This is a genomic window from Pedobacter glucosidilyticus DSM 23534 (assembly GCF_000425145.1).
Classification (GTDB): domain Bacteria; phylum Bacteroidota; class Bacteroidia; order Sphingobacteriales; family Sphingobacteriaceae; genus Pseudopedobacter; species Pseudopedobacter glucosidilyticus.
Genome location: NZ_AULF01000010.1, coordinates 128,328 through 144,858, shown reverse-complemented (window position 1 = coordinate 144,858; position 16,531 = coordinate 128,328). Strand labels below are relative to the sequence as shown.

At 38.2% G+C, this 16,531-nt stretch carries 10 protein-coding genes; all 10 read right to left on the bottom strand.

What is annotated here, in order from left to right; translation table 11 throughout:
* Positions 1-416: 416 nt before the first annotated feature.
* Complete coding sequence (locus H510_RS0104065; RefSeq protein ID WP_026903143.1) at positions 417-2,450, bottom strand: aceric acid hydrolase; 2,034 nt, start codon at positions 2,448-2,450, stop codon at positions 417-419.
* Positions 2,447-5,872, bottom strand: a complete 3,426-nt coding sequence (locus tag H510_RS0104060) for a glycosyl hydrolase (protein ID WP_026903142.1) — start codon at positions 5,870-5,872, stop codon at positions 2,447-2,449. Before H510_RS0104060 ends, H510_RS0104065 begins: the two co-directional genes overlap by 4 nt.
* A 1,315-nt stretch (positions 5,873-7,187) precedes the next feature.
* Positions 7,188-8,078 carry a sugar phosphate isomerase/epimerase family protein gene (locus H510_RS0104055; protein ID WP_026903141.1) on the bottom strand — a complete coding sequence of 297 codons (891 nt, stop codon included), beginning with the start codon at positions 8,076-8,078 and terminating at the stop codon, positions 7,188-7,190.
* A 15-nt stretch (positions 8,079-8,093) separates the two neighbouring features.
* On the bottom strand, positions 8,094-9,470 hold the full coding sequence (locus H510_RS0104050) for a DUF4974 domain-containing protein (protein ID WP_036691807.1): 1,377 nt from the start codon (positions 9,468-9,470) through the stop codon (positions 8,094-8,096).
* Between the two features lie 8 nt (positions 9,471-9,478).
* Complete coding sequence (locus tag H510_RS0104045) at positions 9,479-11,062, bottom strand: sodium:solute symporter family protein (RefSeq protein WP_026903139.1); 1,584 nt, start codon at positions 11,060-11,062, stop codon at positions 9,479-9,481.
* A gap of 27 nt (positions 11,063-11,089) precedes the next feature.
* Complete coding sequence (locus H510_RS19480; protein WP_026903138.1) at positions 11,090-12,244, bottom strand: four-carbon acid sugar kinase family protein; 1,155 nt, start codon at positions 12,242-12,244, stop codon at positions 11,090-11,092.
* A gap of 4 nt (positions 12,245-12,248) precedes the next feature.
* Positions 12,249-13,298, bottom strand: coding sequence for a 4-hydroxythreonine-4-phosphate dehydrogenase PdxA (pdxA, locus tag H510_RS0104035; protein ID WP_026903137.1), 1,050 nt, complete (start codon positions 13,296-13,298; stop codon positions 12,249-12,251).
* On the bottom strand, positions 13,288-14,229 hold the full coding sequence (locus H510_RS0104030; protein WP_026903136.1) for a dihydrodipicolinate synthase family protein: 942 nt from the start codon (positions 14,227-14,229) through the stop codon (positions 13,288-13,290). The genes pdxA and H510_RS0104030 overlap by 11 nt, the downstream gene beginning before the upstream one ends.
* A 3-nt stretch (positions 14,230-14,232) precedes the next feature.
* The gene (locus H510_RS0104025; protein ID WP_026903135.1) at positions 14,233-15,375 is read right to left on the bottom strand and encodes an iron-containing alcohol dehydrogenase; all 1,143 of its coding nucleotides are present in this window, start codon (positions 15,373-15,375) and stop codon (positions 14,233-14,235) included.
* A gap of 16 nt (positions 15,376-15,391) precedes the next feature.
* Complete coding sequence (locus H510_RS0104020) at positions 15,392-16,531, bottom strand: sialidase family protein (protein ID WP_026903134.1); 1,140 nt, start codon at positions 16,529-16,531, stop codon at positions 15,392-15,394.

Sequence of the window (16,531 nt, the reverse complement as noted above, 5' to 3'; positions counted from 1 at the left end):
AAGAATACAGTCTAACCTGAGTAGTGGATTCTTACAATTATTCATCGATAAAAATATGGCTATTTTAAAATCTCTCTTTTGAGTCACATATTAAAAGCAACACCTAGTTGGAAATAAGAAGCCTTTGCCTAATTCCTTACCCGGCATTTTCACACCATCTAGGCGACGGAATTTTAGGTAAGGTAAAATTTTATATCGCCTAGTTATGTCTTGGAAAGATATTGCAACCCACATGCACCAACCCCACCCCAGCTAAACCGGGGCGGCAGCGATACCCCACAAGACATTTGGAGCTTTTGCGGAAAATGGACGAGGAGTAAAGCAGAGCACCGGACTGGCGGGTGATAGCAGTATAAGCTTTGCTTTTCTAATTAAAAAGAAAAAATTAAAAATTTAATCAATCAATCATTCAACACCTATCTACTCAAAGGTAACCATACAGACATTTCTGCTACATGACCTCTATTGCCCCATGCATAATAAGGAATCAATTTTACTTTTACTTGCTCTGTTTGGGTGTTTATTTTTTGGTAGAGTTGGTTTGTCCAGTTTTGTGCTTTTACCATTTTTACATCGGCTTCTAAAGCCATCATTTTACTATCTGCAAATTGTAAAGGAACAGCTTTAAACTGGGCGCTTGCTGGTATAGTTAAAGAAAAAACACTGGTACCTTGTGGCATATCTACAGACTCGGCACAATACACCACCGGGCCACGTTTTACGGCTATTTGGTTTCTATTTTCTTCTACCAATGGGTTGGCTGCTATCAGCTCGGCTTCCATAGGGATATTTAGGCTGATGACATCTCCTTTTTTCCATTTTCTATTAATTTCTGCGTATGTGCCAGGTGTAGCAGGCGTTTCGAGTGCTTTACCATTAACCATAATACTAGCTTTTGAAGCCCAACCTGGTATTCTTAAAAAGAAAGAGAATGGGTTTTTGCTACTCTCTTTAACGGTTAATTTAATATCGCCATTCCACGGGTAAACTGTTTCTTGGCTAACTAATAAAGAAGAGCCATCTTTTAAAGCAGTTTTTAACTCGTTGGCACCATACAGATTTATCCAAATACCTTTATCAGACACGCTATAGGCGTAATTGCTTACTTCTGCTAGGGTACGTACGGTATTAGGCGGACAACAATTAGATAATGAAATATACTCTACCCTATCTTTAGACCAACGCTGTTTAAAAGGCAAAGCATCGCTATAGCTTAAAGGATTGGTATATAAAAAACGTTTACCATCTAAACTAATGCCTGATAATACGCTGTTATAAAGCGCTAGTTCTATCACATCGGCATATTTAGCCTCTCCGCTAAGCTGTAACATACGGTAATTCCACAAAACATTACCAATATTGGCGCAAGTTTCATTATGTGCTGTAAAATTGGGCAATTGGTAATCTCGGCCATAAGCCTGATGTATTTTTTGTACTTCGGTAGGGTTGTAAGAAGTTCCGTCTGGCGATACACCATCGTATAAAGAACCGCAACCTCCGGTAATATACATTTTATGCTGCGTTACATCATGCCACATCTTATCTAATTGGCTCATTAAGGTAGCATCGCCTGTTTCGGCATAAACATCGGCAACGCCAGCATATAAATAATTAGCCCTAACAGCATGGCCCATCACCTTCTTCTGTTCTCTAAACGGAATTCTATCTTGGTTATCATCAGTACCATCGTCTATCTTTCCTTTAATATCTATCAGATGTTTGGCAAGCTCTAAATATCTTTTATCACCAAGGGTACGATACATTTCTATCACACCCATATAATGCGATGGGCAAATAGCGTTTCTTGCTAAAGTTGGCGATGCTTTTTGATAAAAATTGTACAGATAATCTGTGGCCTTTACTGCCACATTTAACAAAGAACGCTTTCCAGTAGCCCGGTAATAGATGCAAGCGGCTGTCATTAAATGGCCAATATTATAAGCCTCGAAACTTAAACGATCTTGAAACTGATTTCGAATACCTGTATTTCGCTCTTCTATCATGGCTTTGGTATAGATATAGCCATCTTCTCTTTGAGATTTAGCTATCGTAGCAATAGCCTCATCCATCATTTTATTTAATTGCTCATCTTTGGTAGAAGCATATAAGCTAGCAACTGCCTCTAAGGTTTTATAAAAATCGCCATCATGAAAAGACGGACCTTTATGGTTTCCTTTCTCTAAACCAGCAGCAATTTCAAAATTTCTGTAAGCATGGCTGATGTCTGCACTGGTATAAACTTTCCATAATTGCGGCACCATGCTTTCTTTACATACCTGAAAACGTTCTGCCCAGAAACCGTTTGTCCAGTTTACAGCACCCATATCAAGGCTTTTTAGCTTAGCGTAAGGACTAGCAGCCGTATTAACCATGGCTTTGGTTTGTGCGTAACTGCTATTTAAAGCTAAAAAGCCAGCTAATAAGCTGATATAAATTTTCTTATTCATCATTCTATAACTTTTAATAAAGAAACAGTACCCAATAAGCCTGCTTTATTTAAGGCTTTACCTTCTAACCTAAAAGGGGCTGTTGTTTTGGTAATTCTTTTATCTTCTGGCAGTAATTGGTCGCCAATTAACCGATTTGCCCAAGTATTGCTTACCTTAATTTCTAATTGATTTTGGCCTTTCTTTAAAGCCTTGCTGATATTTACTCGGTACGGAGGTGTCCAAACAATACCGCAATCTATACCATTTACTTTTACACTGGCAATGTTGGCTACTTCGCCTAAATCGAGCCATATTTCTTCGTTTTTTGATGCTTTATGTGTAAAACTATTGTTGTAAGTAGCCGTACCAGAATAGTATTTAATTTGCGGATTGCTGTGGGTGCTCCAATCTTGTAAGCTATCTAACATGATGCTTTCTGCAGGGCCACCGTGGCTTTGGTTAAACTTAACCTTCCATGCAGTAGAAATATTTTTTAGGTTTTGATATTGGATATAGTTGAAGCCTTTATTTATTTCCTTTAGGGATGAAGATCCTTCAAAAATTACAAATAAAGAACCGTTTGCCGGGAGTTTTATAGAGATATGCGTGTAACCATCTTTAACTTGATATTGCTTTAACGGAATATTGGTATCGCTTACAGCATCGTATAAACGAGCTTGTTTATCGCTTATGCTGAAAGCAAAACTTAAATTCCTTTCTTTTTCTAATTGGCTAGCAATAAAGTAAATGTCTTTTGTTTCGGTTTTACGATGATTCCAGGCTATTGCAGGAGCTTCTTTTCCATTAGCATCTTTTACCAAAACATCTTGATGAGCACCTAAAAAGCTAAAATCTTGAGGTAAAAAAGGAGCTTTAATGAATTTTCCATTACCCGAATTTTTAAACTCGTAATAGCTTCCCGCCACTTTAATATTTTCAAAAGTACCACCCCAAATAGCTTCCACTACATGGTTAAATAGCTTTTCATCAGCTTTTAAACCTGTTTTAAATTGTGGCTTATCGCCGATGATACATAGTGCCCCTGCATTTACCAATTCTAAAATTTTAGCTAATGATGTTTCTGTATAATATTGGTTAGGATTTAACTGATGTTTTAAGGGCAATACCAAAATGCGATACTCGGCACCACTAGCAAACACAACTTTACCATTTTTAAAGCTAGCCAACTGTAAAACATCCGCATTGAAAGAGTCATAAGCATAACCTCTTAAAGGGTTTATCCAACGCTCTGGCTGGGCCATATTGGCCGAGGTTGTTACACCTGCTACTTTTTGTGTAGGCAAAGCTTTATTAGCCATTCTTTGCGCTTCGGAAGCTACTCTTTCATCGCCAAAAATACCCGGTAAGGTATTTACCAAACGGTCTGGCAATATGGCTCTTGAGGGATATTCTTCGCCAACAAAAACAGCTAAATCTGCCACTGGCTTACCCTGTTGTAATAAAGATTGGCAACGCTCTGCATAAGCAACCCATTCTTTGCCTTGCTCCCACCAAGTTTGGTCTCTTTGGAAGTATAAACCTACGCCATCTAAGGTCATACCAGGTTTTCTATCTAACCAAGGGTTGTGTACATAAACATGATAAACTAATTTATTTACACCTAAAGCATAATTTCTGTCTTGCAAAGTTTTTAAATTTCCGGGGTGCTCATCCCACTCCATCCTTACCGTGGTAAAAGCCTCTGCCTGAATGATATTTTTACCATAAATATGCGCCCCAGAAATGGCATCTAGCATATCATTAGGTTTATCATGAGAAGGACTTTTAGCCCAAAACTCGCCCATAGGCACATCTACCGTACCAAAATGTTTTAAACCATCGCCTAGCATTACCGGAGCTGTGGTTTCGGCAGTAAAAATGGCCCCATGCTGCTGTGCTAGATTTTTAAGGGTAACAAAGAAATTATCATGCATCAGCTCGGCTATGGTTTTGCGCATATCGTATAAAAACTGTTCTGCTTTTGCAGGGCTTGCTATAGGGAAACCCGCCAAAGTTGGCAAGAACAACGTAGGGTCATAACCTCTCCTTTTCTGAAACTCGGCCATAAACACTGGCGACCAATTTTGGCTACCACACTCCCAGCTATCTACATGAAAAACACCTAATACTTGTTTGGCTAAATCAGCACCAGCTACACGTAAAGCCTCGCCATACCATTTATCAAACTGTAGTTTTACTGCTTCGGGATTAAACTTATCAACTTCTAAACCTTTACCAGCACCAGCGGTCTCGTTCTTATGTCCGGTAGAAGTATGCCCTATACGAATGATTGTCCACTCGGCATGTGTTTTTGGCGCTGTCCATTTTAAATTTCCTTTAGCGTCTAGCTTATCGCTGATGTTGAGTACTGTTGCAATGGGTATGGCTAAATCATCAGGAATGGTTTTGGTATGTTCGCCTACTCGCCACACCAAACCACTTTTACCTTCAAACTGATGTATTTTTGGTAATGATGAAAGCTCTATTCCGTTAATTTTTAAGCTTTGTTTCCATTTAGCAGCATCTAAATCTTCAGCACCGGGTTCTGTACCTTCTGGGTTGTACACAAACCTAAAATATTTTGCACTTACAGGCTCTATTTCGTGTGTTACTGGGGCATCCCAATCTAGCCAACCCGTTCTTGGAGCTTGTAAACGACCTAAGCTTCTGAAGTTTTTTCCATCATCACTCACCTCTACCCATAATCTGTTAGATTGATGATTGAAATTATTAACGCTTATTTTAATAGAACGACAAAGAAAAGGTTTATCAAAAGCGTATTGTATCCAGCAAGGCTCATTACTACCAAAGTTCTTTTTATGCCCCGTTTCGATTAAAAAAGAGGCATCTTGCCTATTACTAGTGCTTATGAAAGGTTTTATTTCTTGTGTACTTTGTGTTTTACCACCCGGCGTTGGAAAAGCTAAAACCGCTATATCTTGATAATAATTTTGGTAAGCTTCTGGCTGTTTTAAAGCAGTATTAAACAAGCTACCTCCCTTTACAGTTGTGGTGCTGTAAACCACTTTTTGCATAGATAGCTGAGGCGTTATCCAAGGGCCACCTGCGGTAGCGAAGCCATCATTAGGCAAAAGGGCTATTTGAACATCAAATCGTTTAGCTTCTTCTAAAGCAAATTTGAAAATATCCCACCAGGCTGGTGTTAAGGTTTCTATCACAGGCTCATAAAAAGGCGGGTTGGTTTTGCCTTTAATAGGTGCAATATAAGCACCGGCTATACCAGCCTCTTTCATGGCTTTTAAATCGGCAGTGATACCTTCTTTAGAGAAAGATGCATGCATCCAATACCAAAACACCCAAGGTTTTGCTTCATGATTTATTTTTTGAATATGAGGAGCTAATGTTTGCGCCTGTAAAGCCATGAAAGAACTGAAACATAATAAAAAGGCAATTAAATAAGCATGATATGCTTTAAATGTCATGTTTTCTTTCTTTTAAATGATTGATTTACCTGTACGATGATAAAATTTGATTATCAAAAGGTTTATCTTTCAAATTTAGTATAGAAAGCTGCGTCTATCGTGTAAGATATTTTCTTTGTTTTATAGGATGTTAGCTTTAAGATTGGATGTGATTGTGTTAAAGATAAAGCGTATACGAAGCTTTTGGAAATGGTGTTTTCGCTTAAGGCTTCCTAAGCCTAGCCGGGTAGTAGCTTTTTCTTTTCTTGTTAGGCTATTACGCACAAGGCTCTCCGGCCTCATAGGCGGCCAGCCCTAGGCACTTTTTTCTTGAAAAAAAAGTACCCAAAAAACGAGGAACGAGTTCATGAATACCTAAGAAAAAAATAAACAAAAAATGAATAATTCAAGGCTGATGAATATTTGTTGTTTCGTCTAAATAAATCTTTATCCACAATCCTGAGTGGTGTGAATGGTTTTGCTTGATGAAAGTATTTACAACACCCGTTGGATTGTTTCCTGATACTGCTTAACGAAAGTTTTTGCAAAAGATTTATTTGCCTACACTTCCAAATCTTCATAGGCCATCCTCGTTCTTCGGCAAGATGAGTTTTATATTTAAAGACAGTTCTTAAATATCCAACTTTCAGGTTCTTTTTACTTTGTACTTTTGACTTTATACTTAAATCAAAGTCTATAGCGCATGCGGTTTTGTGTTCGAGCTTTCACTAACTTTCAATAAGCATAAACAAGCAAAAATAAGCGCTCCCTGTTTTTGAGTGTGGGTAAGCCTTGTGCGGCAAAGGCTCCTGCGGGATTGATCAGGACTTTTGGTTCCTTTTGGTCCCGCAAAAGGAACGAGCCTCGCCGGCGATATAGGCGAATAATGATTATCATTAAAGATTAAAATGGCATCCGCACAAGTATTTCCGGCCTCATAGGCGGCCAGCCCTAGGCACTTTTTTCTTGAAAAAAAAGTACCCAAAAATTCAAGGCTGATGAATATTTGTCGTTCCGTCTAAATAAATCTTTATCCACAATCCTGAGTGGTGTGAATGGTTTTGCTCGATGAAAGAATTTACAACACCCGTTGGATTGTTTTCCGATACTGCTTAAGGAAAGTTTTTGCAAAAGATTTATTTGCCTACACTTCCAAATCTTCATAGGCCATTATTCGTTCTTAGGAGAGATTATTTTTAGTATTTAAAGTTAGTTCCTGATTATCCACTTTTTAGGCTCTTTTTACTTTTTACTTTCTACTTTTGACTTTTTAAGGCATCTTTATACTTTCTACTCTGTACTTTATACTTATAACTTTATACTCTGTACTTTATACTTATAACTGAAAAACCTTTTTCATAAAAGCGGTATTGGCCGAGAAATTATCGAGTACTTTAGTTGGGAAACGGGCATCGCGGGAGCGTTCTATCACTAACCAACCTTGCCAGCCCATAGCATCTAAGGTTTCTTTTACTTTATACATATTTAAACGCGGATTATCTTGTAGCCAAACGCCATCTTCATCTGTACAATGGATTTGGCAAATGCGTTTCTTACCTAAGATTTTTAATTCTGTTATCAAGTCTCTACCTGCTTTTAGCGGATTAGAAAAGTTGAAATAGATTTGAATATGCTTAGAACCAATTTCTTTTAAAAGCTTTTTCTCTTCTGTAGCACTTAATGATGTTTCTATACCGATGATAATACCAGCCTTTTTAGCCATAGCACCTGCAACTTTTAAACGTTCTACAATAGCGGGTCTTAGCTCGGGGTTTTTAACCAAATCTCCTTGTACACCCAATGGTAAAAAAGCTACTTTCACCTGCATGGCTTGCATGGTATCTATACAATCTTGAAGCATTTTTTGATAGGTTGGCCGGGTAGCGAAAGATTGTGCGTAAAAACCTGTCATGGCAAGCGAGCAAATTTCTAATTGCAATTCTTTAGCTTTCGCCAAAAAAGCTGTTCTTGTGGCTTCATCGGCAAGTTTATTATCAAAAGTTTCGCGGTTGCCAAGGCCTCCCATATCTAGCTCTAAACCATCAGCGCCAATATCTTTGGCGAGTTGAAATGCAGAAATTTTCTGGCGTTTTAGAATCATCAAATCTATGACCGCTATTTTATAACGCTGTTTTGGTACATCGGCGAAAGCCAAAAGCCTTTGAGGCATACAGGCAGCAGCAGCCAAAACACCCAGCTGAGTAATAAAATAACGACGATTAGACATATTTGATTGGAATGATTATTTAAAAAGCTTTTCTAACTGCTCATAACCCATGATGGCATTTTTAGGAAGTTTTTCGCCTTTATCACCAAATACATACAAGGCTTCTTTCTTCTCTATGGTGCAGGTAGACTCGTCATAATTACCATTTTTATCCTGAACGGCTTTAGCATCCAGCTTAAACTGAGCAATTAAAAAATCATAAACGGCTTTACGTTTAGAGAAACCAAAATCGTGTTTATCTTCTGGTAAATGAACGTTTTGTATTTGTGACTCTTTACCATAATAGCTATACATTTTTTTGAGGTAAGGATAATCATGTTGAGGAAAATGGGCTGTCCAATCTCCACCATCAGAAATAACCAGTTGTGGGTTTGGCGCTGTGATAGCTGCTAACTCTACATTATTGGTTCCTCCGCCACAAAGGTGTACCGGCATACCGCTTTCGCAAGGGCAACCTCCATAAAAATAAGATGATAAAGACACTACCGGGATGCTTAAATTTATTCTTGGATCCATGGCGGCCATTAATACAGTTTGACTGCCACCGCCAGAACCTCCGCAGATGCCTACCCTTGTTTTATCGGCTTCTTTTAAAGTTAAGAGGTAATCAAGCAAACGGATAGCGCCTAAAGTTTGTACGGTTTGGGCTAGGCTTCTGCGATGATCTTCATACTTAAATTGCAAGCCAGATTCGCCCCAGCCAAATAAATCATAGCTTACGGTGATGGCCCCCATTTTAGCCGTCATTGCGCAACGGATTTGGCAATCGGCTCTAAAGCGATGATCAAACCAATGCCCATCAGGACTTAAAATAACAGGTACTTTACCCTTCATTTTCAAGGGTTTATAAATAGAGCCATTTACATATAAGCCCGGCATAATTTCTATAGCGATATTTTCTACCGTATAACCATCCATCACTCTTTGTGGTGTAAGGATAGGTTTACTTTTAGGTAATGCCGGTAAGGGAGATAGTTTTAGTGCTTTATAAAGTTGTGGGCGAATAGAATCTCTACGGGCTTCCCAAGACGTTTTATCGCTATATAAAGCAGCTAATCTGTCTAAATTACCCCAACCGTCTTGCACTTCCCAACGGTAATACTCGTACTCTTTAAGCTTATAAACTTTGTCTTTTTCTTTATTGAGTTTTAAGTCTAAAGGTTTAAAAATATTGTCTAAAGTTTCTTCTAAACTAGGTCTAAAACGCCAATCGGCATAGCTTAGCCATTTGTTTACAACTTGGTTTTCGCTGTATTTTATTTTAACGTCAAAGCGTCTTTCTATTTCTGAAATCACCTCTTTTAAGGGCCTTTTGTATTGATTGTCGCTATCTTGCTGTGCATAAAGCATATGACAAGCAGCTACAAGAAGTATTAAAAGAATCTTTTTCATGATGAAACCTATTGATTTTTATTTGCCAGATTTTGTGCTCTCTCTTCTCTCCTGCCGGCAACCCATCCGCTGTAAAGCAAATTACGGTCTAGTATTGGTTTAGGAAAAAATAAGCTTGCTATATAGCCTACACCTATCACAATAAGGTGACTGTAAACGCCTAACATTAATTTATCGTGAGTGAAATTATAAGGGCCCATATCTAACAATAAGAATTTCTCTTCTCCTAAGCCAATTTTAGTAGAGGTTAAAAAAGCATAGGAGGTGAAAAGGATGCAAACTAAAATAGCAATATTTACCCCTTGCCTATTTGCCCGAGCAGAGAAAACACCTAATAAAAATATCCCCACAATACCACCAGAGAAAATTGCATACAGGGTAAAGATGATTCCTAAAACACCCTCGCCACCTACATTAATATAAATAGCGCCTATCCCTATAGCTATAAAACCAGATAAGGCCACCATCCAACGGCTTGCTAATAAATATTCGTTATCTATCTTACCCGGACGAATTTTTTTATAATAATCTTCTATACCTACAGCTGCCAAGGAGTTTAAATCGGCACTTAGGCTACAAATAGCAGCAGAAATCATGGCGGCTAAAATAAAACCTACTACGCCAGTAGGAAGCTCTGTCATGATAAAATATGGGAATACACTATTAGCATTTACATCTGCCGGAAGGCTTTGTTGTTGATAATAAACAAACAAGGCGGTACCAATGAACATGAACAAAGACCAAACAGGAACCGTTAATAAAATACCTAATAAAGAAGCTTTTATTGCCGATTTATCTGACCGAGCGGTTAAATATCTTTGAATAACGGTTTGGTCTGTACCATACTTTTGAATGGCATAAAACATCCCGTTTATAGCCATAACGATAAAAGTAAGTCGGGTAAAATCTACATCATAAGGGCCAAAACCTGTTCTTCCATTGGCCGATGCTACATCCCAAATGGTTGATAAACCACCGTTTACAGAGAAGATAATCACCAATAGAACCAATATACCACTAGCAAAAAGCATAAAACCTTGGAAAACATCTAACCAAATTACAGCCTCTATACCCCCCAATAGGTTCACAATGATGATGATTAAACCAACTACTATAATTACCCAAAAAGTGTTAAAACCTGTCATGCTAGAAAGCGCAACGGCTAAGAGGTAAAACACGGTTCCCATACCAGAAAACTGCCTTAAAACAAAAGCTATAGAGCTATAATAGCGGGCAAAAGAGCCAAAACGCTTCTCGAAATACTCATAAGTACTTAGGCCAATTACCTTTCTGTACAGCGGCACAATAAACCAAATGGTGCCCAACAAAACAATTGGAACCATTAAACCTTGCACTAGCAATATCCAGTTATTAGAAAAACCTTCGCCGGGATAGCCTAAAAAGGTAACGCTACTGATTAAGGTTGCTAATAAAGACATCCCTATAGCCCAAGATGGCACCCTACCCTTGGCAGAAAAATAAGCCTCGGTAGTTTTTTGGTTTCTGGCATAGCGCAAACCAAAATAGAGGGTAATTAGTAAAACGGCAATAATGATACAATAATCAATTATTCCTAGAACGGGTTTAGTCATTTTTATTGGTTAGTTGCTATAAGAAGTTTAGAACTTCCATATATTATTTGTCCAGGTATAACTACCTGGCTTTAAAGTAATATTTATTTTTTGATCTTTTGCAATACTTCTGGTTAAACCTTGGGCAATTTCTTGCACCATGAGCAAGCGGTTTATTTTAAGTTTATCTAATATAGCCGATGCCGTAGCACCACCTTCTATTATAAATTCTTTAACCTTTACCTCTTGCAATACCATCTCTAAAACGCTCGCCATCAGGTTTTTGATATCCTCAGGTCTAGCTTCTTGTGCTTGTTCTAAAGTATTTACAGCAATTATCACTTTAGATTTTGATTGTAATATCTGGATGATTTCTTGCTGCCATTGCTTTAATAAAGTAGCTTGATTTATAACATCATAAGCTAATGCAGCGGGCATATAACTTACCACTTCTTGCTGCTGTGCTTGCTTTACTAATTGTATACTTTTATCAAATTTACTTCCGCAAACGTAAATGATGGGACTTTTAAGCATCAAGCGTTCTTTACGGTTTGCCGATAAGTTGGTGTAGCGTTGTGCTAATAGCGCATTAAAAAATGCTGATGAACCGGCCAAGGCTACATCATGATTGGTATGTTTTAGCCAGTGGTTAAAATCATCAAAAGTCTCTAGCTCTCCTACAGTTACTCCAATTGCTGGCAAATTACTCTCGTGATGTTGAACATGCACCGGAAAAACTGATGATGTGACACGTAAAAGGTCTTTTACAGAAGAACTTTTTGCAGGATATTCTGGATCTTGAGCAAAGCCTGTTTCATGAATAGGTTTGCCCTCTATATAATAATGACCATTTTTGATTGCTCGACCTAAAGCCGGACTAGCAGCCAATATTAAAGCTTTTTGCTGACCTATTGCTAGCATTTGCTCTTCTATTTCTGGCAGTACATGACCACGTAAAACAGAATCTATTTTTTTAAATACCAGCTGCGGATTTAGCTTTTGCAAATCAGTAAAAATGCTTTTGATAACAGCCCTAGCCTGTTCTTCTGTTAAAGAACGGGTATTGGCGTTAACCACAATTACATCAGCTTTTTTTGCATATTGCAAAGCAGACACCACTTCTACAGTGAGGTTGTATCTTAAAGCAATGCCTCCAATTTCTGCTGCTCCTGTTAAATCATCTGCAATAACGGCTATCATCATGAAGCTAATCTTGTTGGATTTCTGCTTTTCTGTATGCTGCTAATTGTACAGCAGAGTTTATGGCTAAAGTCATGGCATCAGAACTAGCAATGCCTTTACCTGCAATTTCAAAAGCTGTACCATGGTCTACAGATGTTCTGATGATAGGTAAACCCATCGTGATGTTTACACCTTTAACGCTATCCATTTGCTTTTTAAGCGGGTTCCATTTAAAACCAGAAAGCTTAAACGGAATATGCCCTTGATCGTGATACATCGCAACGATACCTCCATAATAACCTGTTGCAGCTTTAGAAAATAAGGTATCTGCCGGTACAGGCCCTTCAACATCATAACCTAAAGCTAAAGCTTGTTGTACGGCTGGTAAAATCTCCTCATCATCCTCGGTACCAAAAAGACCAGAATCTCCTGCATGTGGATTTAAACCTGCTATACCGATTTTTAAATTCTTCTCGCCCAAAGAGATTAAGCCATGATGTAAAAGCTCAACAACTTCTATAATTCTTTCTTTTTTAACCAAATCACAAGCTTGTCTTAAAGAAACATGGGTAGAAACATGGATAACTTTCATGTTATCTTCTACCAAAAGCATGGCGTATTTTTTTGTATTGGTTAAATCGGCATAAATTTCTGTATGGCCAGCGTAATGATGACCAGCTTCATTGATAGATTTTTTATTGATAGGCCCAGTTACGGTTGCATCAATATCTCCGGCTAAAGCCAATTCTATTACTTTTTTAACCGCTTGAAAAGATGCTTCGCCTGCCATGGCAGATATAGCACCAAACTCTAGCTTTTCTAAATCTACATTCTGAAGATCAAAAACATCTAGTTTACCCATTTCAAAACGGGCATCTGCTACGTTTTGTATAGGGTTTATTTGTGCCATTAAACCTAACTTTTTAATGATGTGCTTAAAAACGGCAGCATCACCAACTAATAAAGGACGGCAATAATCATAGATTTTAAAATCAAGAAGTGCTTTTACGGCAATTTCTGGCCCAATGCTGGCCGGGTCGCCCATGGTAATTCCGATGATTGGTTTATGAGGCATGGCTTAATAAATTCAGGGTGATTTTTTCTTTTTTAATTAACTCGTGGAAACCTTTTCTTAATTCGTTTTCCTCTTTTAGGGATAAGCTGCAAAGCGGCGGCATCATATGACTTTCGCATAAGCCTAGTTCATTCATCAATACTTTTAAAGCCCATAAAGACTCGCCCAAAGAGCGGTCATGCTGGTATAAATGGCCTAATTTATCAGACTGTGATTGATAATGGAAAGCTAAGTCTTCATCGCCATTTAAAACTGCTTTACACATTTCTGCATAAATAGATGGTGTTATGTTTCCGGTACTTGGTACCAAACCATCGGCACCGTTGATAAGTGCATGGGCGGATTTTGCCGCCCAACCTAAGAAATAGCTAAAATCTGGTCGGTGTTTCCAAAGGTTTAAAGAATCATCTAATCTTTTCTCGCTACGTTCAGAATCTTTTGCACCTACGATATTAGGGTGTAAACTTAATTCATCCATCAGCGAAAGCGGAATAGACATGTGTGTAGTTGCCGGGATGTTATAGATGATTAAAGGTCCTGGAATTTCATCTGCTAGCTCTAAAAAATAGCGTTTCATTTGATCTTCTGACAGATGATAATAGGTTGGCAAAGTTGCCGCTACTGCATCTACACCTTCATCAAAACATAATTTCGCAAACTCTATAGAGTCTTCTACGATATTAGATGATATACCCGCATACAGCTTTACATCTTTAGTTCTGATTTTTGCTGCTGTTTTTATATAATCTTCTTTGAAAGATTGCGGCAAAGAAGCAGATTCACCTGTAGTACCCAGTATAAAAGGCGAAGCATTGCTTTTATATAGGTGAGAAAAAATCCTTTCTACAGCCTCCTTATCCAGCTTATAATCATGCGCTAGTGGCGCTACAACCGGAACAATAGTTCCTTGAAATTTCTTTTCTGTGTTCATGTGTTAATAAGCTGCTGTATAAATAGAAACTGCATCCTTAAGAGTTATCTCTCTCGGATTATTTTTTAATAATCGTTGTATTTGCATGGCGTCTTTTGCCATTTCGGTAATTTTATCTTTGGGTATATTTAAATCGCTAAGCTTAGCCGGAATACCACAAGCGGCTATCAGCGATTTGATTTTGGCAATTCCGGCTAAGGCCATTTTTTCATCATTGTCTTGATTTTCGCAACCTAAGGCTTGTGCTACCTGCGCATATTTTTTAACTGCTGCTGGGTAGTTAAATTCCATCACATAAGGCAATAAAAGCGCATTTGAAAGTCCGTGTGGCAAATGGAACATGCTTCCTAAAGGATAAGAAAGTGCATGTACACCTGCTGTATTTACCGGGCCTAAACAAAAGCCGCCTAACAAACTTCCCATAGCAACTTGTTCTCTGGCTGTTTTGTTTGTTCCGTCTTGTACAGCATCTACCAAATTGGCAGCTATCAAGCGCATACCTTCAAAGGCATACATATCTATAAATGGCTGAGCAAACTTATTGGTAAAGGCTTCTAAGCAATGGGTTAAAGCATCTAAACCAGTTGCGGCAGTAATACTTGCTGGTACGCTGATGGTTAATAATGGGTCTACATAAACCATATCTGGCACTAAAAACGGACTGATAATACCTTTCTTTTGGCCTTCATCATCAACCAAAATAGTGTTTGGAGAGACCTCGCTTCCGGTACCAGATGTTGCCGGTACGCATATCAATTTAATATTTCTGCCTTTAAGGAAACCTATCCCTACAATTTCTTCTAAAGTTTGAGTATTGTCTAGTTGTGCAGCTATTAATTTGGCGATATCTAAAACGCTACCACCACCAATTCCTAACACTAAATCAGCATTAAAATCTTTACTATCCGCCAGTAAGTTCCTAAAATCCTGAAAAGTAGGCTCTTGGATAATACTGGTATCAATCCTTAATGCTACCCCAGCTTGTTCTAATTGGGTTTTCAAATCTGTTAAAGTAGCTAACAGCGGCTCAATAGTTAACAGCAACACTCTTTTACAGGAAAGCTGTAAAATTTCATTGGTTAACTGCTGTAATGAACCATTTCCGAAAACCAATTTACCTGGGAAATGTATGTTTAATAACTGCATTTTATGATGGTTGATTTTATTCTTCTTCTGATTTAGTTTCTTTTAAAACAGGTGCTTCATAGCCTTTTAAAGCAGGCCACTGTCCGTTTTTTATTTTCTTTAATTTTAGTTTTGATGGGTCTACCACTACATGCTTCATTTTCTCTCTTCGCCAGGTGTAGGCAAAATGTAAAAGCCCGTCTTTGGTTTGGATAACTGCCGGATAAGAATACTGGCTGATAGGCGAATCTTCTAAAATAAGTGCCGCTTTCCAATTTTTACCATCTTTAGAAACCGCTACGTTTAAAGGTGTTCTTGGGCCTTTTGCTAAATCTCCGGGAGGTAAAACATGGTTATAAACCAAAACATGTTTACCATTTTTTAGCGTTACAGCATCAGTACCAGAGTTATTGTTTGGCAAATTGGTTTTAGAAAGTGCTGTCCAGGTTTCGCCATAATCGTAAGACCATGCTTCTGCTAAAGCCCTATTTCTTGTTCTGGCTAAAATTTGAAGTTTACCATTGCCATGGTCTAAAATACTTGGCTGTATTACATTTAAGCTATCTTTTCCGGCATCTAGCGGACCAATTTTTCTCCAAGTTTTACCAAAATCAGAACTTACTTCAAAATGAACTTTCCAACCCTTACCTTCTGTGCTGCTTGCAGAAAACAAATTACCATTGCTTAATAAAACAGGTTTATTTTTTACAGGGCCGATATAAGTATCAGGCAGTTTTTGTGCAGCAGACCATGTTTTACCATTGTCTTTTGATGTTTTTAACATCCCCCACCATTCTGATGGTTTAGGCCCAACTTTATAAAATAGTAATAAATCGCCACCTGGAACTTGGTACAATACGGGGTTCCATGTTGGTAATCTTTTCCCATCGGGCTGTACACCATCTGCTGCCGATACCGGAGCTGTCCATTTACCATTTACCTGTCTGCTTACATATATTTCAACATCAGGGTGGCGTTCTCTGGTACCTCCAAAAAAAGCATAAACCAAGCCTTCAGGAGTTTCTGCTAAAGTAGCCGAGTGACAAGATGGAAAAGGCGCTTTATCGTAAATAAATTCATCTACTAAAATGCCTTTACGCCATTTAGCTTCTTGCGCTATTGCCAACGATGAAACTCCAAAGCATATGAATAGGAAAATGATATATCTTTTTAACAT